Annotated in this window: 19 protein-coding genes; 8 read left to right on the forward strand and 11 right to left on the reverse strand. The window is 65.5% G+C overall.

Features of this window, described 5'->3' with window-relative positions; translation table 11 throughout:
- Positions 1–28: 28 nt before the first annotated feature.
- The 4 genes from AC1DXS_RS04300 to xylB are packed head-to-tail and all read left to right on the forward strand — an operon-like array spanning position 29 to position 4,660.
- The gene (locus tag AC1DXS_RS04300; RefSeq protein ID WP_477736339.1) at positions 29–991 is read left to right on the forward strand and encodes an ABC transporter substrate-binding protein; all 963 of its coding nucleotides are present in this window, start codon (positions 29–31) and stop codon (positions 989–991) included.
- 7 nt (positions 992–998) lie between these two features.
- Positions 999–2,024 carry a sugar phosphate isomerase/epimerase family protein gene (locus AC1DXS_RS04305; protein WP_477736340.1) on the forward strand — a complete coding sequence of 342 codons (1,026 nt, stop codon included), beginning with the start codon at positions 999–1,001 and terminating at the stop codon, positions 2,022–2,024.
- On the forward strand, positions 2,021–3,175 hold the full coding sequence (locus AC1DXS_RS04310) for a Gfo/Idh/MocA family protein (RefSeq protein WP_477736341.1): 1,155 nt from the start codon (positions 2,021–2,023) through the stop codon (positions 3,173–3,175). The genes AC1DXS_RS04305 and AC1DXS_RS04310 overlap by 4 nt, the downstream gene beginning before the upstream one ends.
- Positions 3,176–3,178: 3 nt before the next feature.
- The gene (gene xylB / locus AC1DXS_RS04315; RefSeq protein WP_477736342.1) at positions 3,179–4,660 is read left to right on the forward strand and encodes a xylulokinase; all 1,482 of its coding nucleotides are present in this window, start codon (positions 3,179–3,181) and stop codon (positions 4,658–4,660) included.
- A gap of 218 nt (positions 4,661–4,878) precedes the next feature.
- On the opposite strand, the gene AC1DXS_RS04320 is transcribed toward xylB, so the two are convergent.
- Entirely contained in the window at positions 4,879–5,199 is a 321-nt protein-coding gene (locus AC1DXS_RS04320) for a DUF4148 domain-containing protein (protein WP_477736343.1), read from the reverse strand.
- Between the two features lie 400 nt (positions 5,200–5,599).
- Positions 5,600–6,526, reverse strand: coding sequence for a LysR family transcriptional regulator (locus AC1DXS_RS04325; protein WP_477736344.1), 927 nt, complete (start codon positions 6,524–6,526; stop codon positions 5,600–5,602).
- Between the two features lie 207 nt (positions 6,527–6,733).
- On the opposite strand from AC1DXS_RS04325, the gene AC1DXS_RS04330 reads away from it, so the two are divergent.
- Together AC1DXS_RS04330 and AC1DXS_RS04335 are read left to right on the forward strand one after the other, a co-directional pair.
- Positions 6,734–7,018 (forward strand): DUF4148 domain-containing protein, encoded by a 285-nt coding sequence (locus AC1DXS_RS04330; RefSeq protein WP_477736345.1) that lies wholly within the window; start codon positions 6,734–6,736, stop codon positions 7,016–7,018.
- Between the two features lie 198 nt (positions 7,019–7,216).
- Positions 7,217–8,044 (forward strand): hypothetical protein, encoded by an 828-nt coding sequence (locus tag AC1DXS_RS04335; protein ID WP_477736346.1) that lies wholly within the window; start codon positions 7,217–7,219, stop codon positions 8,042–8,044.
- A 23-nt stretch (positions 8,045–8,067) separates the two neighbouring features.
- On the opposite strand, the gene AC1DXS_RS04340 is transcribed toward AC1DXS_RS04335, so the two are convergent.
- The 7 genes from AC1DXS_RS04340 to AC1DXS_RS04370 form a co-directional block, all read right to left on the reverse strand.
- The gene (locus AC1DXS_RS04340) at positions 8,068–9,225 is read right to left on the reverse strand and encodes a DUF1513 domain-containing protein (protein ID WP_477736347.1); all 1,158 of its coding nucleotides are present in this window, start codon (positions 9,223–9,225) and stop codon (positions 8,068–8,070) included.
- 9 nt (positions 9,226–9,234) lie between these two features.
- Positions 9,235–10,314: an imelysin family protein gene (locus AC1DXS_RS04345; protein ID WP_477736348.1), complete on the reverse strand. Its 1,080-nt coding sequence runs from the start codon at positions 10,312–10,314 to the stop codon at positions 9,235–9,237.
- A gap of 5 nt (positions 10,315–10,319) precedes the next feature.
- Positions 10,320–11,759, reverse strand: a complete 1,440-nt coding sequence (locus AC1DXS_RS04350; protein ID WP_477736349.1) for a di-heme oxidoreductase family protein — start codon at positions 11,757–11,759, stop codon at positions 10,320–10,322.
- 24 nt (positions 11,760–11,783) lie between these two features.
- Positions 11,784–12,989: an imelysin family protein gene (locus AC1DXS_RS04355; protein WP_477736350.1), complete on the reverse strand. Its 1,206-nt coding sequence runs from the start codon at positions 12,987–12,989 to the stop codon at positions 11,784–11,786.
- Positions 12,990–13,117: 128 nt separating this feature from the next.
- A complete protein-coding gene (locus AC1DXS_RS04360) occupies positions 13,118–14,434 on the reverse strand; it encodes a cation:proton antiporter (RefSeq protein ID WP_477736351.1) in 1,317 nt (438 codons plus the stop codon).
- A 111-nt stretch (positions 14,435–14,545) separates the two neighbouring features.
- A complete protein-coding gene (locus AC1DXS_RS04365; RefSeq protein ID WP_477736352.1) occupies positions 14,546–15,739 on the reverse strand; it encodes a phospholipase A in 1,194 nt (397 codons plus the stop codon).
- A 44-nt stretch (positions 15,740–15,783) separates the two neighbouring features.
- A complete protein-coding gene (locus tag AC1DXS_RS04370; RefSeq protein WP_477736353.1) occupies positions 15,784–16,170 on the reverse strand; it encodes a hypothetical protein in 387 nt (128 codons plus the stop codon).
- Positions 16,171–16,552: 382 nt separating this feature from the next.
- Here AC1DXS_RS04370 and AC1DXS_RS04375 point away from each other — a divergent pair, with 382 nt between their 5' ends.
- Entirely contained in the window at positions 16,553–17,371 is an 819-nt protein-coding gene (locus AC1DXS_RS04375) for a phosphate/phosphite/phosphonate ABC transporter substrate-binding protein (protein ID WP_477736354.1), read from the forward strand.
- An 8-nt stretch (positions 17,372–17,379) separates the two neighbouring features.
- Here AC1DXS_RS04375 and AC1DXS_RS04380 read toward each other — a convergent pair whose 3' ends face one another.
- Positions 17,380–19,470, reverse strand: a complete 2,091-nt coding sequence (locus tag AC1DXS_RS04380) for an ATP-dependent helicase (RefSeq protein ID WP_477736355.1) — start codon at positions 19,468–19,470, stop codon at positions 17,380–17,382.
- A 232-nt stretch (positions 19,471–19,702) separates the two neighbouring features.
- Entirely contained in the window at positions 19,703–20,566 is an 864-nt protein-coding gene (locus AC1DXS_RS04385) for an IclR family transcriptional regulator (protein ID WP_477736356.1), read from the reverse strand.
- Between the two features lie 461 nt (positions 20,567–21,027).
- Between AC1DXS_RS04385 and AC1DXS_RS04390 the strand changes: the two genes are divergently transcribed.
- Entirely contained in the window at positions 21,028–22,575 is a 1,548-nt protein-coding gene (locus AC1DXS_RS04390; RefSeq protein ID WP_477736357.1) for a sugar ABC transporter ATP-binding protein, read from the forward strand.
- Positions 22,576–22,581 lie beyond the last annotated feature (6 nt).

Consider the following 22,581-nt stretch of genomic DNA (forward strand, 5'->3'; position numbering starts at 1 on the left):
TTTCAGCAAAACCAAAAGGAGACAAATCATGAAACCGTTTACCCAACTGCTTGCGATAGGCGCGGCGGCCCTGGCATTGTTTGGCACCGCGCCGGCGGCGCTGGCGCAAAACAAACCGCACATCGGCGTGTCCATTCCCGCAGCCACCCACGGCTGGACGGGCGGCGTCGTGTACTGGGCCAACCGCACCAAGACCGAGCTGGAAAAGCAGTACCCGGGCCTCAAGGTGACCGTGAAGACGGCCGGCTCGGCCGCTGAGCAGGCCAACCAGGTGCAGGATCTGCAGACGGCCAACAAGATCGACACGCTGGTGATTCTTCCTTTCGAGTCCGCGCCGCTCACGCAACCTGTCGCACAGGTCAAGGGCAAGGGCGTGTACGTCACGGTGGTGGACCGGGGCCTCACCGATACGACCGCGCAGGACGCTTATGTTGCGGGCGACAACCCCGGCTTCGGCAAGGTGTCGGGCGAATACATGGCCAAGGCGCTGGGCGGCAAGGGCAATGTTGTCGTCCTGCGCGGTATCCCGACCGTGATCGACAACCAGCGTGTAGACGCTTTCATGGCGGTGATGAAGAACAACCCCGACATCAAGGTGCTGGATGCCAAGCACGGCAACTGGAACCGCGACGACGCCTTCAAGGTCATGCAGGATTTCCTGACACGCTTCAAGCAGATCGACGCCGTATGGGCCTCGGACGACGACATGGCCGTCGGTGTGCAGAAGGCGATTGAGCAGGCCAAGCGCAGCGACGTCAAGATGGTGCTGGGCGGCGCCGGCTCCAAGGACTACATCAAGAAGGTGATGGACGGCGACAAGATGGTCACGGCCGACGTGACCTACTCGCCCAGCATGATCGCCGACGCGATGAAGCTCACCGCGGCCGCGCGTGTCAAGGGCGAGAAACTGCCGGCCTCCACCATCATCCCCTCGGTGCTGGTGACCAAGGACAACGCCAAGCAGTATTACTTCCCCGACTCTCCTTTCTAAGGCAGCCATGGCCAGACCCGTCACACTTTTTACCGGACAGTGGGCCGACCTGCCGCTGGCCGAACTTGCACCCCTGGCGCGCGGCATGGGCTACGACGGGCTCGAGCTGGCCTGCTGGGGCGACCACTTCAACGTACAGGAAGCGCTGGCGAGCGAGCGCTATGTGCAGGACAAGCGCGACCTGCTGGAAAAGCACGGCCTGCGCTGCTTCGCCATCGGAAGCCACCTGGTGGGCCAGGCCGTGTGCGACCTCATCGACGAGCGCCACAAGGCGATACTGCCCGAGCACGTATGGGGCGACGGCCAGGCCGAGGGCGTGCGCCAGCGCGCCGCGCGCGAAATGCAGGACACCGCCCGCGCCGCCGCCAAAATGGGCCTGAAGGTGGTCACCGGTTTTACCGGCTCGTCGGTGTGGCATTCGCTGTACGCCTTTCCGCCGACGACGCAGGAATACTGGAACCAGGGTTTCGTCGACTTCGCAAACCGATGGAAACCCATCCTCGACACCTTCGAATCGGTGGGCGTGAACTTCGCCCTGGAGGTTCACCCCACCGAGATCGCCTTCGACACCGCTTCGGCGCAACGCGCCGTCGAGGCGGTGGCGGGCCACAAACGCTTCGGCTTTAACTTCGACCCCAGCCACCTGGGCTACCAGGGCGTGGACTATGTGAAGTTCCTGCGCACCTTCGGTGAGCGCATCTACCACGTGCACATGAAGGACGTGTGGTGGGGCAAGGGCGACGGTACCGCGGGTGTCTTCGGCGGGCACACCAGCTTCGGTGATGCGCGCCGCTATTGGGACTTCCGCAGCGTCGGCCGCGGGATGATCGACTTCGAATCCATCATCGTTGCGCTGAATGACATTGGCTACGCCGGCCCGCTGAGCGTGGAGTGGGAGGACAGCCGCATGGACCGCGTCCATGGCGCGACCGAAAGCGCCGCCTATTCAAAGCGCCTGGACTTCAAACCGGCGGCGGGCGCCTTCGATGCTGTCTTCGACAAGGCCAAACAAGGCGGGATGGCCGGGTCATGATGGGCAAGCTGCGTTACGCCATGGTGGGCGGCGGGCAGGGCGCTTTCATCGGCGCGGTGCACCGCAAGGCGATGGCGCTGGACGGCCAGATGGAACTCGTTGCCGGCGCGCTGTCATCCGACCCGCAGCGCGCGCGCGCTTCCGGCGCAGAGCTGGGGATTGCCGACGCGCGCAACCATGGGCGCTGGCAGGACCTGCTGGCCGATGAACTCAAGCGGCCGGCGCATGAGCGCGTCGACTTCGTGTCCATCGTCACGCCCAACCACGTGCACTTCCCGGTGGCGCATGCCTTCGCCGAGGCCGGCATCCATGTCGTGTGTGACAAGCCGCTGGTGCACAGCAGCGAAGAAGCGCAAGCGCTGGAAAAGGCCGCGCAGCGCAGCGGCTGCGTTTTCGGTGTCACCTACAACTACACCGGCTACCCCATGGTGCGCGAAGCCCGTGAACTGGTGGCCAAGGGGCTGATCGGTGAGCTGCGCAAAGTCATCGTCGAATACAACCAGGGCTGGCTCGCCACCAACCTGGAAGCCACGGGCCAGAAGCAGGCCGGCTGGCGCACCGACCCCGCGCGCAGCGGCCTGGCCGGTGCGATGGGCGACATCGGCTCGCACGCCGAGAACCTGGTGGCGACAGTCACCGGGCTGGAACTGGACAGCATCTGCGCCGACCTGACCACCTTCGTGCCCGGCCGCCGCCTGGACGACGACGGCAATGTGCTGCTGCGCTTTACCAACGGCGCGAAAGGTGTGCTTATCGCCTCGCAGATCGAGGTGGGTTGCGAGAACGATTTGCGCCTGAGGGTGTTCGGCACGCAGGGCACGCTGACCTGGCACCAGGAAGAGCCCAACCGCCTGGTGCACCAGCCCATCGACGGCCCCGCGCGCATGCTGACCCGTGGCTCGCCCTGGCTGGGCGAGGCCGCGCGCCGCGCCACGCGTTTGCCCACCGGGCATCCCGAGGCTTTCCTGGAAGCCTTCGCCAATGTCTACCTCGGCGTCGCAGCGCACATCCGCGCGGTGCAGGCAGGCAAGGCGCCCGACCCGCTGGATGCCGATTACCCGCGCCTGGCCGACGGCGCGCGCGGCGTGCGCTTCATCGAAAAAGTGGTGGAGTCCGCCGGCAGCCAGGCCAAGTGGACGTCGATGCGCTGACGCATGTTCCTCGGCATCGATCTCGGAACCTCCAGCGTCAAGGCCGTGGTGCTGGACCGCGGGCACCAGGTGGTGGCCGGCGGCACGGTGCCGCTGGCGGTTGACCAGCCGCAAGCCTTGTGGCGCGAGCAGGACCCGCAGGCCTGGTGGCGCGCCTGCGATGACGCCGTCCGGCAGGCGCTGGCCGGGCTGGCGGCGGCGGGGCGCAACCCGGCCGACGTGGCGTGCATAGGCCTGACCGGGCAGATGCACGGCGCGACCTTGCTCGATGCGCAAGGCCAGGCCCTGCGGCCGGCCATCCTGTGGAACGACGGACGCAGCGCGGAAGAGTGCGTGTTGCTTGAGCACAAGGTGCCACGCTCGCGCGAGATCGCCGGCAACATGATGATGCCCGGCTTCACCGCGCCCAAACTGCTGTGGGTGGCACGCCACGAGCCCCAGGTGTTCGAGCGTGTGCGGCAGGTATTGCTGCCCAAGGACTGGCTGCGCTGGCGCATGACCGGCGAGTTCGCCACCGACATGTCGGATGCCGCGGGCACGCTGTGGCTGGACGTCGCCAGGCGCGACTGGAGCGGCGAACTGCTTGCCGCTTGCGGCCTGTCGCGCAAGCACATGCCCATGTTGCACGAGGGCCCCGAGACCACGGGCACATTGCGCACGGAACTCGCGCAGCATTGGGGTTTGCGGCCCATACCGGTCGTGGCCGGCGCCAGCGACAACGCCGCCGGCGCGCTGGGCGCCGGCGTCTTCCGCGCAGGGGACGCGATGCTGTCGCTGGGCACCTCGGGCGTGGTGTTTGTCGCCACGCGCGAATACGTCGCCAATCCCGCGCAGGCCGTGCACAGCTTCTGCCATGCGTTGCCGCAAACCTGGCACCTGATGTCGGTCATGCTGTCGGCGGCCTCCTGCCTGGACTTCACCGCCTCGCTGCTCGGCGAGCCTGACGTTGAGCGCCTGCTGGCCGAGGCTGAGGCGCGCGGGCTGCGCGCATCCACGCCGCTGTTCCTGCCCTACCTCAATGGTGAACGCACACCGCACAACAACCCGCATGCGCAAGCCGTGTTTTTCGGCATGGATGCGGGCACCGGGCGCGCCGACCTGGTCAACGCCACGCTGGAAGGTATATGCCACGGCCTGGCCCAGGGCATCGCGGCGCTGCAGGCCACCGGTGTTGGGCTTGAGCAGGTGAGCTTGATAGGCGGTGGCTCGCGCAGCGGCTACTGGGCCCAGATGCTGGCCGACGCCACAGGGCTGGAAGTGATCCGCCGCGAGGATGCCGCCGTGGGCCCCGCCCTGGGCGCGGCACGGCTGGCGTGGATGTGCGTGGACAAGGCGGACCCGCACGACATCATGAAAGCGCCCGCGCCATTGGACAGCTATGCGCCCCGGACCGCCGAGCGGGAACGGTGGAAGGAGCGCGGCGCGCGTTTTGCCATGCTGTATGCACGTGTTGCCTCTTTGTACGGCGAAGGTGGGGTTCGTTAACGCGATTGCAATTGGCTTGGCGCTAAGGGGATTGGCCGGCGCAGTGGGCGCCTGATGCGAAGGCTGTCTAGCGACACTCGGTTTTTGGGGGCACACGCGGCAAAGCATCCCGCTGCGCCAGGGCGCACCGGGATGCCCTGTGCTTTTTGCTTGAAGCAGCAGCCGCTCTCGCGGCCGCCGCCGGCGTTCAGCAGCGCATCATGCGCCGCTCCGCTTGCTTATTGAACGACGGGGTAATCGCGCTCAAGTGCGGAAACCGATACGCCGCTGCCGGCTTCGGCCTTCACTTCTGCGCGGGTCCTGGTGCTGGCGGGTGCACTGGCCTCAGGCGCCTGGTAGTTGCGGGGCACGTTCACGGAGTAGCCTTCGCGCTGGGCTTGCAGCAGTTCGGCGCGCACGTCAGCGCGGGTCTTGGTGCTCGCGGTGTTGGCCTGCTCTTGCGGGAAAGGATCGCGGCCTTCGGCGAAGCTGCTGGCGGAGCCGAAGAAGGCCAGTGCGGAGACGGCAAGAACGGAGGCGGAGACGAGATTCGATTTCATGATGAATTTCCTTTAGAACAGTTTTTTGAAAAATCCGGTCGGACGGGCTGTCTGCCCGAGGGGCCTTCCTCGCTGAGTCGCGTTATGAATGTGGCTCACCGATGCATCCAACCTTGTTCCGCAAGAGCCATAGACAAGTGCGTGTTTGCAGAACATTCCATTGCCGAAATCGGAACAATGAAGGCGTGAAGTCGTGGAACTTTTTGGGATGAAAGTTCTTTGAAAGCTTTGCGTCAAGAAGCGCAAAAATATCTTTCGTGTTCCGGTGTTGCTCCTTCCCCCGCTGGGGGAAGGTAGGGATGGGGGCCTGAGGCGCGTGATGTGTCGGCGCGAGTTTGAAGGCTGCAGGCCCTCACCCTTACCCTAACCCTCTCCCTCGGGGAGAGGGGACAAGAATCCTTCACTCCTGCCGCGTGTCCATTCTCTTGATCACCCTGCGCGTGTAATCGGTCATGAACTCAAGGAACACGCTGGTGCGCACCGGGATGAACTTGCGGCTGGGCAGCGCCGCGTACAAGGTGTTGGTGCCGGTGATCCAGGGGGAGAGGATGCGCTGCAGCGCGCCGCTGTTGAGGTGGTTGGCTACGAGGTCGATGGACTGGCTCATGATGCCGGCCCCGTCCACGCAGGCGCGTATCAGCGTGTCGCTGTGGTTGACCAGCATGCTGGGCTCTATCTGCACTTCGACGACGCGTTTGCCCTCGTCGGGATTGGTCAGGCGCCAGACGCGGTGTCGGTTGGCGCTGGCCTTGACGCGCAGGTTGTGGTGCTGCGGCAGGTCTTCGGGCCGCGCCGGCGTGCCGTTGCGGCGCAGGTAGTCGGGCGAGGCGCACAGGACACCATCTGATGAGGCAATGGGCCGCGCGATGATGTTGGCATCAAAGGTGTCGCCGGCGCCCAGCAGCGTGAGGTCGTAGTCTTCGACCGGCGGCACCAGCGGCGAGTCCACGTGGATGTCGAGCACCACCTTGGGATAGCGCCGGCCGAACTCGGCCACCAGCGGCGCCAACACGTGCACGGCGAACACCGGCGGCGTCATGATGCGTATGGTGCCGGACATCTCCTGCGCATGGGCCTGGGCGGCGGCGTGGGCTTCGTCAATATCGCTCAGGATGTGCCGCACGCGCGCCAGGTAGGTTTCACCGGCGTCCGTCAGCGCCAAGCGGCGCGTGGTGCGCTGCAGCAGGCGCACACCCAGGTGGTCTTCCAGGTCGCCGACCAGGCGGGTCACGACGGCGGCCGACATGTCGAATTTGCGCGCCGCAGCGGCAAAACTGCCGTCGTCCACGACCTGCTGGAACACCCGCATGGATTGGAGTCTGTCCATGGTTAACCCTTATATAACACCTTTATTGTTGCTAATTTAACAGCAATGTATTGTTGGGATTGGTATTTTTTGTTCGATTTAACAGGAATACAGTTCATACATCGATGAGCCGAAGCCACTTACAAGGCGACTCACCGAGGCTGGACAGACGGGGAGATGAGCCCGCCATGCCCGGAACGTCACTTAACTTTTGAGAGGATATTCATCATGAAATCGAACTTTGTTGCCGCCGCTGTTGTTGCTGTTGCCGCCCTGACCTCCGTGGCCGCTTCCGCCCAACCCCTGAATGCCTTCCTGCTGGACCAGATGCAAGCGCCTTCCAGCAAAACCCGCGCTGAAGTCAAAAGCGAAGTGGTGCAGGCCCAGAATGCCAACGCAAGCTCCAGCTTCAATGGCGCAACCGCCCAGCAAAACCTGGCCGCTCCCCGTGCCGAAAAAGCCGGTGCAGCTCCCCAGGCGGCTGCCGAGCTCGTGAAGACCAGCGCCCAGTAAGCTTGCACAAGCCGGCCTTTGCCGGTTCTGACGCAATCGCCCCGGTAGTCCGAAAGGATTGCCGGGGCGATTGCATTGGTGCCTGACGAACGCAGCGAACTCGGCGCTGCAGCAGGGCGCGGCCGGCGGTCACGCGCATCGTGGTCCGGCTGGACCGCATCCACGGTATCTCAGCCGGGCTCTAGAATCACCGGCATCTTGAGAACCTCCAGTACACCCTACGCCTTTGCCTTTGTCGCCGCACATTTGTTGGCCCTGCCGGGCCTGGCTATGGTGCTTCACCTGTACATCGTTGGCAAAGTGGCGAGCAGCGGTGGCTGGCTGTTGGAGGCGTTGGAGCTGTTGTTTTCAGGCGTGGTGGTACTGCCCGCGGCGCTGCTGTGCACGGTGCTCTTGCTGATTGCAGGCTTGTTCTCCCGGGTGCGGCCATGGGCTAGCCTCGTGCTGTTACTGGTCAATGCGACCGTGCTGGCTGTTGGCTGGACGATCAGTCCATCCACCGAAGCCGCGGAACTGCTGGTCTGGGTTGCCACGGCACTGTCGGCCACAGCTGCGGCCGCGCTGGCGTGGCAGACGTTTTCGCCGGTGACGAGGCCTGAGCGGAACATGCTGTGGGGTCAGCTCCTTCTGGCTATTGGGCTTGGGATCGGATTGGGGCTGGCAGGCGGCGGCAGTGTCCCTGTTCCGCCTCCTGCCGAGCCCGATCCCATGGCGGCGATACCGCCAGAGCGCGTCTTCAAGGGATTGTTGGGCGGCAAGCCGATGCACCTCGCGGTGCATGACTGCAAGGTCTATCGCGCCATACCCAAGGAGTCCAAGGAGTCCAGGGAGTCCAGGGACGGCTGGCAGATGGTGCTCGAACCCGATCTCTATCCATTCTTCACGTATTGCGAGCGGCAGTCGCTGCAGGTAGACAACGGTGTCGTCACTGTCACCCTCGGGCGCATCGCCTTCGGTGCGGGAGGCTGCTGCGCCACGGGTGGCACTTACCGTTCCAGGGATGGCGAGCTGTGGAAGAAGCTGTGAAGTGCGCCGGATGAGGGCGAACTCTAGCCCGCCATCGGCGCCCAGTGGTTGTCCAGCCGCACATTCTTGAGCACCGGCGAAGCCGTGCGGCCCGCGCCATCGCGCATCAGCGCGCCGAGCCGCCCGCCGGCCCAGAGTGTGGTGTCTGCTTCGTCCGCCGTAGAAGCTGAGGCGACGGCGCAGGCTTCTTGCAGCGGGAAAAAATCTGTCCAGCGTCCATCGGCCTGCCACACTGCCACGCCATTGGCGCGCGGGCAGCCTACGGCAAAAGCGCCCGCCGCCCAGGCGATGTCGCCGCCGTAGCCGGCCAGCGCATGGCCGGCACCGGCGTCGCAGGTCCACAGCGTCCGGCCGTCAAAAAGCGCCAGTACGGGCGCGCCGGTTTTGGCCGCGGTGTCGTCATGCTCGGCCTGCAGCGCGATGCCCAATACACGCGGGCCGCCCGCCGCCGGTGCGCGGCCCCAGGCCATGTGCCGCAGGCTCAGGCGCTTGTCGGCCAGGCGCCATTGGCCCAGCAGCGCGCCGCTGCGCGTGTCCAGCCGCACCAGCGAGGCATCCATACGCTCCATGTGGAGCTTCAGCCGGCCGGTTTCAGGCAAGGCGGGAATGCCGCCGTTCGCCACGACCAGACTGCCGTCGTCGTCCAGCAGCAGCTCGTGCGGGTCCATGCCGTGGGTAGGCCATTCGCCGGTTTTTTCCAGTGTGGCGGCATTGCGCACGCCGATCAGGCCCTGGCCGGATTCGAGATTCGTTTCAGTGGTGTAGAGCGTTTTGCCGTCGGGGCTGGCGATCACGTGGCCGTTGAAGGCGCGGTCCGGTTCGGCCCAGGCCCAGGTGATGGCCTCGCCTTGGCTTTCACCCTCGTTTGCGGGCCGCCAGCGCAGCAGCCAGTCGCCCGGGCGGCGTGCCACCGCCAGCAGCGTGCCGCCACGCTCGACCCACACGCCGTGGGCACGTGTCGGTACGTCGAGCGCGGCGCTGACCTGCAACGCGGTGCCGCGGTACGCCAGCACGCCAACCTGGTAGCCGTGCGCTGCCTCCCAGGCGGCCACCAGCTGTTGTGGCGAGGCGGTTGCAGTGGAAGCTGCCAGGGCTGGCTTGAGCCAGGCACTCGCGCCGGCCGCTGCCAGCGCCAGCCATTGCCGGCGCTGCAGTTTCGTCAGGGCATCAGCCTTCCTCATGGCTGCTTCCTAGTCGCCGTCGGCGTCTGAAAACCCGATGCTGACTTCCAGCGCGGGCGCGATCTCGGCTTCGGCGAGTTTTTTCAGCTCGGCCAGTGAGCGCCCGGCGGCCGTCATGCCGGCCTTGTTCGCGGGCGAAATGTTTTGCAGCGCCTTGTCGGCCTTGCCCACGCTTTGCGCCAGCAGGTCGGCCGGCTCGTTGCGGCCCAGGCCGCGCAAATAGGTTTCAATCGGCGCTAGTCCCATGCCGGGACGCGGCGCTTCAGGGGCCTGTGAGGCGCCCAGCGTGCGCAGCGCTTGCCATTGCGCGGCCCAGCGCGCGGCGGTCTGGCCGCTGGCGCTGCGCGCATAGGCCACGGCATTGCGGCCGCCTTGCGTGCCGCCGGCCAGGCGGGGCTTTTCCATTTCGGCCCAGCGCAGCCGCTCGAGCGCACCCGTCCATTGGTTGATGAGTTCGCTCATCGCGGGGCCCTGGCTTTCTTCGTCTTTGCCTGGCGGGCGCGCGGCCAGTTCGTCAAAGGCTTTGGCAAGCGTGTCGGCCTCGCGCTGGATATCGGCTGCCACCTGCAGCGCATAGCGGCAGGCCGGCGTGGCTGGCGCGATGGGCTGGCTCCACAGCAGCCACTCGAGCGCGGGCAGGCCCTTGGCCGGCGTGCCTATGCTTTCCATGGCCGTGGCGTCCTGCGGTGCGGTTTGGATCGCGCGCTTGATCAATTCGGGCCGCGTGGGCGTGAAGTCGATCTGCCGCGACGAGCGCCGCTGCACCAGCGGGCCAATCTGCACGCCGCTCAGGCGATCCCAGGCGAGGGCGCTGGCTTTCCAGCGTTCGCGCGCCTGCTCCAATTTCGCCGTGGCCGCGCCGGCGTCCGCGTCGCAGACCGCGGAGATGGCCGCGGGAAGGCCGCCGGCCTGTTCGGCAAACGCGGCGGCTTGCGGCGCGTACCAGAAGCGGTAGACGCCGCGCATGAAATCGCCGGCGGTGTAGAAAGGCACGGCGACATTCGGTGCGACGTTTTGCGCGCAGGCGGCGCCGCAAGCCAGCAAGGCGATGCCGGCAAGGGCCTTCCAGGGAGTGCGCGAAGTTTTCATGGCGCTCACAGCGATTCGAGGAATTTGACCAGCGCGGCGCGCTCCTGCGCCGTCATCTGCAAAACCTTGTCCTTGCTGGCCCTGGCCTCGCCGTCATGCCAGAGCACGGCCTCCAGCGCGCCGCGCGCGCGGCCGTCGTGCAGCAAACGGTTGTGGCCGTTCACGTCGGGCACCAGGCCCAGGCCCCACAGCGGCGGCGTGCGCCACTGGCGGCCGTTGGCGAGAAAGTCGGGCCGGCCGTCGGCCAGGCCTTCCCCCATGTCGTGCAGCAGCAGGTCGGTGTAGGGGTAGATGGTCTGGCCCTGCGCGGCCTTGCTGCCCAGGCGCGGGAAGGGAGTCTCGCCGGTCACATAGCTGGGGCGATGGCAGGCGGCGCATTGCGCTTGGGCAAAGAGCTTCTGCCCCTGCACCACCTGGGCGTCCTTGGGGTTGCGCCGCGCGGCCGGCGCCAGTGTGCTTTCGTAGAACACCACGTCGTTAAATGTTTTCTCGTCGATCTCGGGCGCCTTGCCCTGCGCGCCGCGCGGCGCGGCCAGGCAGTCTTTTTGCGCGGCGGTGCAGGTTTCTTTCGGGAACAGCGGCGAGGTGATGCCCATGTCACCCAGGAAGGCGCCGCCGGTCTGGTGCGCCAGCGTGGCGACGTTGGCCTTCCAGCCGAAGCGTCCCACACGCAGTTGCTGCGAGGGCGCGTCCCACACCTGGTTGACGACGCCGCGCACCGCGCCGCCCAGGGCCGCCTGGTCGGTCGCATTGCGCAGGATCTCCGCCTCGGGAATCGCTTCAAGCAGGCCCACGCCGGCCATCTGCGGCGCGATGCGCGGGCTCAGCATCACATCTTTGGCCATGGGACCGTAGTTGAGCTTGCTGAAACCGTAGCGCGGCTTTTGCAGCTGGTAAGGCGTGCCGTCGGCGAACTTGCCGCGCACGGTCTCGTAGCGCAGCGAGATCTGCCCTTCGGGCATCACGCCCTGCACCGCGAAATTGGAAAACTGGTCGCCGTACACCGGGTCGGGCATGGGGCCGCCGTGCACGTCCTTGCCCGGAATCGACAGGCGCAGCAACAGGCCGACTGGCTGGTCGGAAAGGCCGCGCGTGAAATCGGGCGGCGCGCCACGGCCGTCCTGCACATGGCAGCCGCCGCAGGAGCGCGCGATAAAGTGCGGGCCCAGGCCGTCGCGCGCGGTGGTCGACGAGGGCGCCTGCACCCAGTTGCGCTTGAAGAAGGAGTTGCCGATGACGAAGCGCGTGCGTTCCTCGTCGGGCAGGTTGGCCAGCGGAAACGAAAAAGCGTTCTGGCCGGTAGCGAACACGGTGGTGTCGCCGCCGGTTTTCTCGTCGTCGGGGACGCTGTCTTGCGCGGCACCCGCAGTCGCCCACAATGCCGCGCCCGCGAGGCCGGCTACGGTCAGCCAGGCGAGCCCCGCGCGCAGGCGGCGCGCGGCCATGCGGGATGAAGCGCTGCGCAACACTTACGGTTTGACCAAAGTCAGCTTGGTGATGCCGGCCGCGTTGGCCGCTTCGACCAGGTCCTTGCTTTGCTGCACCAGGCTGTCGATGGTTTTCTGCACGCGCAGGCGGCCGGGCGCATCCTTGGCGCCGACGATCTCGCGGTCGAATGGCGCTTGTATGCCTTCGGCGGCGGCGACTGAAGCTGCAATCTGTTTCGTAGTGCGTTCGGCCAGCGCCGGGTTTTTGGCCGCCACCAGGTCGCGCAGCGAAGCACCGCTGAGCGTGCTGCCGTCGGCGCGTTTGTATTCGCCCAGCCACACGTTCTGGATGCCCTTGGCGTTGGCCACCACGTCACGGTGCGTGTTGTCGGAAAAGCACGAGTGCTCATCTTCCTGGTCCTGGCTGGCCAGCGCCACTTCGAGGCGCTCGCCGGCGAGTTCACCGCGCGAGAGCGAGCCCAGGCCGACAAACATCTTGCGTACCGACTCCATGCCGCCACGCTCGAACTTCGCGCGGTAGGACGTCGCCGTGGGCGCCCAGGCCTTGGTGAGGCTGCGCAGGTCGTCGACCAGCAGTTCGGTCACCACCTGCAGGTACTGGCGGCGGCGGTCGGCATTGGGCTTCTTGCCGTCCACGAAGTCTTCAAACGAACGGTTGCCTGGGCCGGTGGTGCTCAGGTCCTGGCCCCAGAGCAAAAACTCGATGGCATGCCAGCCGGTGGCGATGTTTTCTTCGCCGTTGCGCTCGTTGAGGCTGGCCAGCTGCTTTTTGCTGATGGCGGTCTTGCGGTTGTTGATGATGCCGGCGTTGGGCGCGTCCTTCACGTAGTCGACATAGGACTCGTCCATGGGCCAGGCGTTGATGCGGCCTTCGGGGCCGTTTTTGTCGTCGATGGGGCCGCCGTAAAAGCGGAAAGCCTCGGTCTGGCTGTAGAACTCGCGCGCGTCCAGCCAGGCCTTGCGCGCGGCCTTGATGCCTTCGTCGGAAGGCGCGGCGGTGAAGGACTGCACGGCTTTTTGCAGCGTGAGCGTAGCGGCCAGGGTGTCCTCATAGCTGGCCAGCACCAGTTGTGCGTAGTGTTTGGCCACGGCGGGGGCCGTCGCTGCCTGCGCGGCCGTTGCCGCCACCACGGTGCCGTTTGCGGCGGCTGCGGGCTGGGCCATGGCGGGCGCCGCCAGCAGGGCGAGCAGGGTGGCAAGAACGGCGGGTTTCAGCACGGGTGTCATGGCGGCTCCTGGGTTTTCGTGAATGGGAAAACCAGGATTATACAAATGAGAATGGTTATCAATATCATCGGCACACGGAATGACGGGTCTTTTCTCCGCGGCTCGACGCAGTGGCGTGTGGGCAGCTCTTAGCGCCGCCGGCCGGCTTTGCGCGCTTCGTAGCGCTTCATCAGCGGCGTGACCGAAACGCCGTGCGCGACCACCGAGGCCACGATGACGGCCAGCGTGATGGACAGCAGCTGCTGGGCCAGCGCGCGTTCAATGTGGTGGTTGATGGCGTAGAGCAGGTAATACAGCGACCCTATGCCGCGTATGCCGAACCAGCCCATGAGCCGGCGCTGCGCGCCCTTGACCGGCGTACCCAGCAGGCCGATGTAAACCGCCGCGGGCCGCACCACCAGGAACAGCAGTGGAATGAACCACAACACTTCGGCGCGAAAGCGCGTCGTCGCCACCAGCACGCCGACCGCCAGCACGATGGCGACTTCGGCAAAGCTTTCAAGCTGGCTGTTGAAGCGCTCCACCGCGCGCATCATGTGGGCCGGCGCCTCGGCGCCCGAGGCTTCCTGTTCCGAGGGGCTCAGGGCCTCGCCGGGATCGGCCGCCTGCACCCGCGGGCGCGCATGGGGCTCGTCGATGCGGCGCAGCGCCAGCCCGGCCGCGAACACCGCGAGGAATCCGTAGGTGTGGCTCAGCAGCGCCAGGCCGTAGGTCAGCCCTATCAGCCCCAGCGCGATGAACTCGTCCGAGCCCAGCGCCTCGCGGTGTCGCATGCGCAGGTAAAGAATGAGGCGGCCCACCAGCGTGCCCAGCAGCCAGCCCAGCGCCAGGCCGCCGGCCACCGCCCACAGCACGTCGACGGCCCACCAGCGCCAGCCGCCTTCGCCGAGCTCGTGCAGGCCCAGCAGGCCCAGGCCGAGCATGACCAAGGGAAAGGCAGTGCCGTCGTTGAGCCCGCCTTCGCCCGTCAGGCCGAAGCGCAGGCGGTCGCGGTCTCCGGGGTTGGCGACCTGCACGTCGGAGGCCAGCACCGGGTCCGTCGGCGCGAGGATGGCGCCCAGCAGCACGGCCGCGCCCAGCGGCAGGTCCAGGGCATAGACGCCCAGCGCGGTGACGGCCGCCACCGTGAGCAGCATGGAGACCGTTGCCAGCTGCACCGGTACGCGCCAGCGGCGGTCCTTGAAGCGGAACTCCAGCTTCATGCCGCAGGTGAACAGCGAGACCAGCACGGCCACTTCCGTCAGGCGCTCCAGCAGCACGGTGTTCTTCATCGCGTCGAGTTTGAGCAGCCCCAGCCCCACCGGGCTGACGGCCACGCCCACGCCGAGGTAGAGCATGGCGGCGCTCAGCGGCAGGCGCGCGATGAAGGAGCCGCCCAGCGTCATCGCGATCAGCAGCGCGCCGGCCACGATGCATGCCAGGGTAAAGGTGGTGGGCTCGGTCATGGGCCCAGCTTGGGGCCGGCCCGTGCTTTTGTGTATCAGCCGGCACGCCGTCCGCGTGCTGGCAAAAGCGCCACTAACGTGCCACCGAAGCGCCGAAAAAAAGCGCCGCGGCTACCAGTCGACCAGGCTCAGGCCCACGCTTAGCACCGTGCGCTTGCGGTTGTAGTCGACCAGGCTGTCGCCGTAGCCGCTGAAAAGCTGCACGTGGTAGCGCAGGCCGGTGTAGTTGGGCGAAGAGGCGGGCGCCATCATCCAGTCAAGGCGCGCGGAACCGCGGGCTTCCTTGCGCAGCGAATGCCGCAGCGTGATGCCCAGGGTGTTGGCCTTGTTGACCTGCCAGCTGCCCGTGACTTCGGCGCGGCCTATGTAGTTCTCGATGCCGGGGTTGTCGTCGTTGCCCGACGACTCCTTGAGCCGGTCCCAGATGCGCCCCTGCAAGGTCAGGCCCGAATCCTGGCCCAGCGTCTTTTCGGCCGCGCCCATCAGGTAGACGCGATTCCAGCTGCGCGACAGCGGCAGCGACTGGCCGTTGGACTGATGCACCAGCCCCAGGCCCGAGAGCCTGTAGGTCCAGCCGCCGGCCAGCGGGATCTGGTGCGGGTAGATGTAGATGACCTCGGGTTCGTGGTCGGTGGTGCGGAAAGGCCGCGAGATCGCGCCGTTGAACAGCTGCCAGTAACTTTGCTGGGTGTAGCCGAACCACACCGAATCGTGGTCGTCGTCGTCCTCGGGGCCGCTCTTGAACAAGCCCTTGGCGATCTTGGTGCGTACCGAAAGCTGGATCTTGTTCTCGGTCCGCATGTAGGGCTGCGACGTCAGCGCGGTATGGCCCGCCGAGGGCGACGAGGGCTGCATGTTCACGCTGTCGGAGGTGGAGACGGCCAGCGTGATGGGCCGGTAGCCGCGCAGCGAGAAGGTGTCGCAATCGGTGCCGCGCTGCAGCTCCCAGAAGCGCGAGAGCTCCGAGTACTTGGTGTTCTTGCAGCCAATGGGCTTGCCGTCGGGCGCCTCGGTGTTCAGCGAAGGCAGCAGCAGCACCGGCGTGGCCGGCTGGCCGGTTGCCGGATTGGCCGGTGCCGTGGTGAGGCTGGGCGCGGGCATGTTGGCAGGCGTCTGGGCGTCCGCCCACTGCTGGAAGCAGGCCAGTTGCGCGGCGGGGTCGGCTTTCAGGGCCTGGCATGCCTGCCAGCCCAGCGGAGACCGCGTGGCGGGTGGTGTTTGCGCCTGCGCGGCGCTGGTGCTCAAAAGCGCCGGGAGGCCGGCCCAAAGCAGGGACGCGGCGAATGCGGAGAGTTTCAGTCGCATGGGTGGCTGGGTGGTGTTCTAAGAGATTCTCGGGCGAGCCGGGCTCAGGGCAGCCGGGTCAACGTGAAGGGCACGTCGGGCGCGTTGTCGGGCGCGCTGCTGCTGGTGTCTTTCCAGCTGCCTTTGAAGGCCTTGCCGCAGGAGCCCTCGACCATCTCGCCGTTCCAGGTGCCGGTGATGCTGATGTTGTCGGAGGACTCGTCGAGCAGCAGCATGCCGGCCTCAAGGTCGCCGGCCAGTGCGGCCTTGGCGGCATGGCCGGCAATGGCCTTGGTGCCGGCGGCCGCGCCCAGGTCGCGGCTCACGATGCCGGCCAGGCTTTCGGCGAATTCTGCGTGCCGCTCCAGCAGCATGGTGGCGCGGTCCGGCAGGCCGGCGGGCGGGTTGGTAAAGCGCACGGCCCAGAGGCCATAAAGCTGCGCAGCCTTCATGTCCGCCGCCGCGGGGCATCCGGAATCAGGTTTTATCTGGGCGGTAGCCCCAGTGGATATTGCGCAGGTTGCTATCAAAAAAAGAGCAAATCGGAAGATGGTCAAAGTCATGGGCAGGTGAACGCCGGCTCGGGGCCGTTCAGAACGAGGCTGCAGAAACACTGCACAGGCTCAGTCCGGGCGGCCAGGACTGCGGCGCAGCGGTGGAAGGAAAACCCAGGGCAGCTCGGTGCGGGGTTTACGCAACGCACAAGCCCTGAGGCTTGCGCACTATCTCACGAATACATCTTCTATGACGCGCAACGCAGGTTAACCCGTGAGTTGAAACACTTTGTAACTGCGACACTGGTATTGCTTTCCCATTATCCAAGAGGTGTCCACCATGAAAATTCGTCAATATGTGAGTATGTTAGTGCTGGTTTTGCTGGCCGGCCAAGCCTGGGCCCAGGGCGCCCCACTGGTGTTCGCCGTGAACGAAGGCGTGACTTACGGGGTCAACCCGGGCGCGACCGTCGAGCGTTTTCGCGAACTTTCCGATGACCTGGGCAAGCTGCTCAAACGGCCGGTCAAGATACAGCCCGTAACAGACTACAAAGAACTCGCGGCCGGCCTGGCCGAGCAGCGCTACGACATTGCCTATGTGCATCCCGCGCACCATTCCATCCGTGCGCTGTCCAAAAACGGCTACCAACTCATTGCGGTGACCAAGGGCTTTACGGAATACAGCGCGTCCTTCATGGTGCGCAGCGATTCCCCGCTCAAGACCATCGGCGATCTGAAGGGGCGTAAGGTCGGCGCACCGAGCGAAGACTCCATCACTTCGGTGATCATGCGCGCCACCCTGCGTGATGCGCTGGGCCCCCAGCCGCTGGAAACCGTTTACGTGAAACTGCAGGACGCGGTGCCCTTCATGGTGGAAAACGGCATGGTGGCCTCGGGCGTCACCGCATCGCGCGCCGTGGTCAAAGACTGGCAAGCCAAAGGCGGCAAAGTGCTGGCCACCAGCAAGCCCGTGCCCATCAAGCACCTGATCGCCAGCGGCAAGCTGACCGATGCGGAGCGCGCCCAGCTCACCGCCTACTTTGTGGGACTGGATCAATCCGCCGACGGCAAAAAGCGGCTGGAGGCGCTGACAGTGCAGGGCTTTGCCCCGTATGACCAGGCCAAGCTGCTCGAACTGGGCAAATGGCTGGGGCTATAACCCCGCCGCTAGCGCGCCTCTGAAGCCGCCGCCGCGGCAATCCCCTCGGCGGACTTCTTCGCGAACTCCGCGCGCAGGGCCTTGAGCTTTTCGCGCGGATCTTCTTTGACGGTGGCTTTGTCCAGCGCCATCTCGGCGATGAAACGGCTGGGTGCGCCGGGGATCATGTCGCGGCCCTTTTTGCGCTTGCGCAGCCAGTTCACGGCCAGGGTGCGCTGCGCACGGGTGATGCCCACGTACATCAGGCGGCGCTCTTCCTGCAGGCGCAGCGCGATGTTGTCGGTGTTGCTGCCATCGTCGTCCTCGAGCTTGAAGGGCAGCAGGCCTTCGTTCACGCCGGCCAGCACCACGTGCGGCCATTCCAGCCCCTTGGCGGCATGCAGGGTGGACAGCGTCACCACGTTCTGGTCGCCTTCGCGTTCGCTGATGGTTGAGAGCAACGCAATCGTCTGCACCACCTCCAGCATGGTCTTGGTCTCGGCGGCGACCACTGCGCCCGAGGCATCGTCAATCTGCCCACCGCAGCGCTGGGCCACCCAGTCGCAGAAGTCCATCACATTGGTCCAGCGCGCGGCCGCGAGTTTTTCGCTGTCTTCGCCGTCGTAGAGGTGCTTCTCGTAATCGATTTCCTTGAGCCAGTCGTTCAGGAAGGCGCGTGCGTCCTCCGCGCCCACGGTGCGTTTAGCGCGGTACTCGAGGTCGTTGAGGTAGCGGCCGAACTCATGCAGCGAGCCTACGGCCTTGGCCGGCAGCACCGAGCCCAGCGAGTTGCTGAACAGCGCCTCGAACAGGCTTTGCTTGGTCTGGCTGGCGAAAGTGCCCAAGGCGCCCAGCGTCGTGTGGCCTATGCCGCGCTTGGGCGTGGTCACCGCGCGCATGAATGCTGGGTCATCGTTGTTGTTGACCAGCAGCCGCATCCAGCAGCACAGGTCCTTGATTTCCGCCCGGTCGAAAAAGCTCTGGCCGCCCGAGACCTTGTAAGGGATGTTGGCGCGGCGAAAAGCTTTCTCGAAAGGTTTGGCCAGGTGGTTGGCGCGGTAAAGCACACAGAAGTCTTTCCACTCCTTGAACTGCCCGCCTTCGGCCTGCAGGCTGCCTTCGGCGCGCAGACTCTGGATGCGCGCCACCACGCGCTCGGCCTCGTGCTCCTCGCTGTCGCAATCGACCACACGCACCGGCTCGCCCTCACCGAGTTCGCTGAACAGCGTCTTGGGAAACAACTTGGGATTGGGGCCGATCACATTGTTGGCCGCGCGCAGGATGGCGCTGGTCGAGCGGTAGTTCTGCTCGAGCTTGACCACCTTGAGGTTGGGATAGTCCTGCGGCAGCTTGCGCAGGTTGTCCAGCGTGGCGCCGCGCCAGCCGTAAATCGACTGGTCGTCATCGCCCACGGCCGTGAAGCGGCCGCGCGCGCCCACCAGCAGCTTGAGCATTTCGTACTGCGTGGCGTTGGTGTCCTGGTATTCATCGACCAACACATGGCCCAGCGACTGCTGCCATTTGCTGCGCACGCTGTCGTGCTCGCGCAGCAGCTTGAGCGGCAGGCCCACCAGGTCGTCGAAGTCCACGCTTTGGTAGGCGGTCAGGCGCTCCTCATAGTGCGCCATCACGCGCGCGATGGCGCGCTCCTCGTCGCCATTGGCCTGGGCCATGGCCTCGGCCGCGTTCAGGCCCATGTTCTTCCAAAGGCTGATGGCCCACTGCCATTGCCGCGCGGTGGCCGCGTCGGTGCTGCCGCCGGCGTCTTTCAGGATGCTGGTCACGTCGTCGCTGTCGAGGATGGAGAACTGGGGCTTCAGGCCCAGCGCCGCGCCGTCCTGGCGCAGCATGCGCACGCCCAGCGCGTGGAAGGTGCAGATCAGCACGCCCTTGGCGCTTTTGCCGATCAGCGCCTTGGCCCGCTCGCGCATCTCGGCGGCGGCCTTGTTGGTGAAGGTGATCGCCGCGACCTGCTCGGGCTTGAGCCCCGACTGGATCAACTGGCCTATCTTGTGCGTGATCACCCGCGTCTTGCCCGAGCCGGCGCCGGCCAGAACCAGGCAGGGCCCATGCAGGTAGTTCACGGCTTCAAGTTGGGCGGGGTTCAGGCCGTGGCTCATGAAAAATGAATCGATTCCAAAGGGGGAGAAATGCCTAAATGGGCGAGGCGGTCCTGCGGGGAAGGCCGGGTGAACGGCAGATCATAGCGGCTGCCTTTTGCGCGCCTGCAACACGGCTTGCTCCGCAGCGCGGATGCGGGTAATTTGCTATTGAATCAGTAGCGCAAGATGCGCCACGGCCTGGGAACCGTCCTCAAGGTCCAGCGCGGCCACGTTGAGGCCGTGGACCGGTTCAGGGATGCCGGATCGCCGGCGCAAAGCCGCCTTGCGCCAGCGACAGGGCCTGGGCCGCTTGCTGCAGCAGCAGGCGCACGGTTTTCTGGTCGGGGCCGACGTGGCGGTCTATGCGCCGCACATAGGGACAGGTCAGCGCGGCCAGCGCGCTGTTGTCGGGCCCGAAGATGGGGCAGGAAATATCGGCCACGCCGAAAGACTGCAGGCTGTCCCGCTCGAAATAGCCTTGCTCGCGGATGGTGCGCAGCGTGGTGTTCAAGGCCTCGGACTCGATCGGCACCTCGCCTTCGAGCGCGATGTGCTGGTTCAGCATCTGCTGGGCCCGGCTGGCATCCGAGAACGCCAGCAACACCTGGCCCGAAGCGGTATCGACGAGCCCGACGTGCACGCCCACGCGGACCGTCATGCTCCAGGTGCCCGGGCCGTTGACCTGCGCGGTGACCAGCACATTGCCCTGGTCGTAGATGCCCATGTGGCAGGCCTGCTCCGCTTTGCGCGCAAACGCTTCCATGACGGGGATGGCCTGGGTCACCAGCCGGTTCAGCGGCGGGTGGATGTGCGCCAGCGCGAAGAGCTTCAGGCTCAGCGAATAGCGGTCGCCCGAGAGTGAACGCATCACATATTGCCGCGCCACCAATCGCTCCAGCATGCGGTAGATCTCACTCGCGTTGCGATCCATTTCCTTGACGATCTCCGCGCGCGTCAGCCCCTGTGGCTGGCGGGCCAGCAACTCAAGGATGTCCAGGCCCTTGTCCAGCGCCGGCGCCCGATAGCGGTCATCCGCCAGAGGCGCGGACGCGATGGCATCGCCTTCATTCGGGCTCTGGTCGGCAGGCGGAGGGGAAGCAGTTTTTGTTTTCATAGCAGCAGGGTAAATGAAGCTGGAGCTATTGCAATTTTGATATGTAAAACAGCGCTATTGATATGTCTGGCAGCTCAGGTAGCGATTTTCGCTGTTTCTTGGCTTTGCTTGTTTACTTTTGGATCAACTGTTCATCAATAAATCGAATCGTGGACTAGGGAAAGTACGGGGCTTCAAAAGGGGAGGCGATTTCTATCATTCAATCCATAAGTGAATAGTTTGTTCATCAATGAACTATTTGTAACAACAGGTTTCTGAGTTGTTGGGACGGTTCGCACCTTTTTCGAGGACGCGAGCCGGTTTGAAAAGGGTTTTTGTTATGTATTCTGGCAAATTGCGTAAAAAAACGGTATGGATCAAAACCGCGCCCCGCCAGGGGGATTGCGGAGGTGCGCCGGGCGGCCACAGGCCGGGGTACGGACCAAAAACGACTTCGTCGCGCGCCGGCTGACGGGCCATCCATGACCCCTCTTGTGTCCATCGCCAGGCTCTGCAAATCCTTCCCGGGAGTGCGGGCGCTGCACAACGCCCAGCTTGAGGTTGCGGCCGGCGAGGTGCATGCCCTGATGGGCGAAAACGGCGCCGGCAAATCGACGCTGATGAAGATACTCGCCGGGGTCTACCAGAAGGATTCGGGCGACATCTGCATTGAGGGGCAGGCGGTCGAGATCGACAGCCCGCGCGCCGCGCAGGCGCTGGGCATAGGCATCATCCACCAGGAGCTCAACCTCATGAGCCACCTGAGCGTGGCGCAGAACATCTTCATCGGACGCGAGCCCCGTGGACGGCTGGGCCTGTTCATCGACACCGAAAAGATGGCCCGCGACACACAGGCGATCTTTGACCGACTGAACCTGAACCTGGACCCTCATACGCTGGTTTGCGACCTGACGGTGGCGCGTCAGCAAATGGTCGAGATCGCGAAGGCGCTGTCCTTCGACTCGCGCGTGCTGATCCTGGACGAGCCCACCGCCGCGCTGAACAATGCCGAGGTCGAGGACTTGTTCCGCATCATCGGCGAGCTCAAACGCCAGGGCGTGGGCATGGTGTACATCTCACACAAGATGGATGAGCTCAAGCGCATCTCGGACCGTGTGACCGTGATGCGCGACGGCCAGTACATCGGCACCGTGCCGACCGCCACCACCAGCGTGGACACCATCATCGGCATGATGGTCGGCCGCGCGCTGCTGGAGGGCGAGCCCCCGACGCCGGCCGACCAGCCGCAGGAGACCCTGCTGGAGGTGCGCGGACTCCATCGCGGCCGCGCGATCAAGGACGTCAGCTTCACCGTGCGCAAGGGCGAGATACTGGGCTTTGCCGGCCTGATGGGCGCCGGCCGGACCGAAGTCGCGCGGGCGGTGTTCGGCGCCGACAAAAAGGATTCGGGAGAGATCTGGGTCAGGGGCCGCAAGGTTACGGTGCGCAGCCCGGCCGATGCGGTGCGGCACGGCATCGGCTACCTGTCGGAAGACCGCAAGCACTTCGGCCTGGCCACCGGCATGGACGTGCAGACCAACATCGTGCTGGCGAACCTGCGGCGGTTTTTGAGCCTGGGGTTCTTCCTCAAGCCCGCCGCCATCCAGGAAGCCGCCGCCGGGCTGATCAGGCAACTGGGCATCAGGACGCCGGGTGCGCAGCAAAAAGTGGCGCTGCTGTCCGGCGGCAACCAGCAAAAAATCGTGATCGCCAAATGGCTGGTGCGCGACTGCGAAATCCTCTTCTTTGATGAACCCACACGCGGCATTGACGTGGGCGCCAAGAGCGAAATCTACAAGCTGCTCAACGCACTGGCAGCCCAGGGCCGCGCCGTCGTGATGATCTCTTCCGAGCTGCCCGAAGTGCTGCGCCTGAGCCACCGCATCGTGGTGATGTGCGAAGGCCGCATCACCGGCGAGCTGTCGGCACGGGATGCGACGCAGGAAAAGATCATGCAGCTCGCCACCCGGCGCGAAGCCTCGCATTCACCCGGCGTTGTCGGCGGCCTCGCCGCTGCCGCCATCGTTTGACAAAGC

The organism is Polaromonas sp. P3_B1 (assembly GCF_056402935.1).

Coding starts and splice junctions, on each gene's coding strand:
- AC1DXS_RS04330 (WP_477736345.1), top strand. CDS start 6,734: ATGAAATCGAACTTTGTTGCCGCCGCTGTTGTTGCTGTTGCCGCCCTG.
- AC1DXS_RS04385 (WP_477736356.1), bottom strand. CDS start 20,566: ATGAAAACAAAAACTGCTTCCCCTCCGCCTGCCGACCAGAGCCCGAAT.
- AC1DXS_RS04380 (WP_477736355.1), bottom strand. CDS start 19,470: ATGAGCCACGGCCTGAACCCCGCCCAACTTGAAGCCGTGAACTACCTG.
- AC1DXS_RS04320 (WP_477736343.1), bottom strand. CDS start 5,199: ATGAAATCGAATCTCGTCTCCGCCTCCGTTCTTGCCGTCTCCGCACTG.
- AC1DXS_RS04370 (WP_477736353.1), bottom strand. CDS start 16,170: ATGAAGGCTGCGCAGCTTTATGGCCTCTGGGCCGTGCGCTTTACCAAC.
- AC1DXS_RS04390 (WP_477736357.1), top strand. CDS start 21,028: ATGACCCCTCTTGTGTCCATCGCCAGGCTCTGCAAATCCTTCCCGGGA.
- AC1DXS_RS04305 (WP_477736340.1), top strand. CDS start 999: ATGGCCAGACCCGTCACACTTTTTACCGGACAGTGGGCCGACCTGCCG.
- AC1DXS_RS04375 (WP_477736354.1), top strand. CDS start 16,553: ATGAAAATTCGTCAATATGTGAGTATGTTAGTGCTGGTTTTGCTGGCC.
- AC1DXS_RS04300 (WP_477736339.1), top strand. CDS start 29: ATGAAACCGTTTACCCAACTGCTTGCGATAGGCGCGGCGGCCCTGGCA.
- AC1DXS_RS04340 (WP_477736347.1), bottom strand. CDS start 9,225: ATGAGGAAGGCTGATGCCCTGACGAAACTGCAGCGCCGGCAATGGCTG.
- AC1DXS_RS04355 (WP_477736350.1), bottom strand. CDS start 12,989: ATGACACCCGTGCTGAAACCCGCCGTTCTTGCCACCCTGCTCGCCCTG.
- AC1DXS_RS04325 (WP_477736344.1), bottom strand. CDS start 6,526: ATGGACAGACTCCAATCCATGCGGGTGTTCCAGCAGGTCGTGGACGAC.
- AC1DXS_RS04310 (WP_477736341.1), top strand. CDS start 2,021: ATGATGGGCAAGCTGCGTTACGCCATGGTGGGCGGCGGGCAGGGCGCT.
- AC1DXS_RS04365 (WP_477736352.1), bottom strand. CDS start 15,739: ATGCGACTGAAACTCTCCGCATTCGCCGCGTCCCTGCTTTGGGCCGGC.
- AC1DXS_RS04350 (WP_477736349.1), bottom strand. CDS start 11,759: ATGGCCGCGCGCCGCCTGCGCGCGGGGCTCGCCTGGCTGACCGTAGCC.
- xylB (WP_477736342.1), top strand. CDS start 3,179: ATGTTCCTCGGCATCGATCTCGGAACCTCCAGCGTCAAGGCCGTGGTG.
- AC1DXS_RS04360 (WP_477736351.1), bottom strand. CDS start 14,434: ATGACCGAGCCCACCACCTTTACCCTGGCATGCATCGTGGCCGGCGCG.
- AC1DXS_RS04345 (WP_477736348.1), bottom strand. CDS start 10,314: ATGAAAACTTCGCGCACTCCCTGGAAGGCCCTTGCCGGCATCGCCTTG.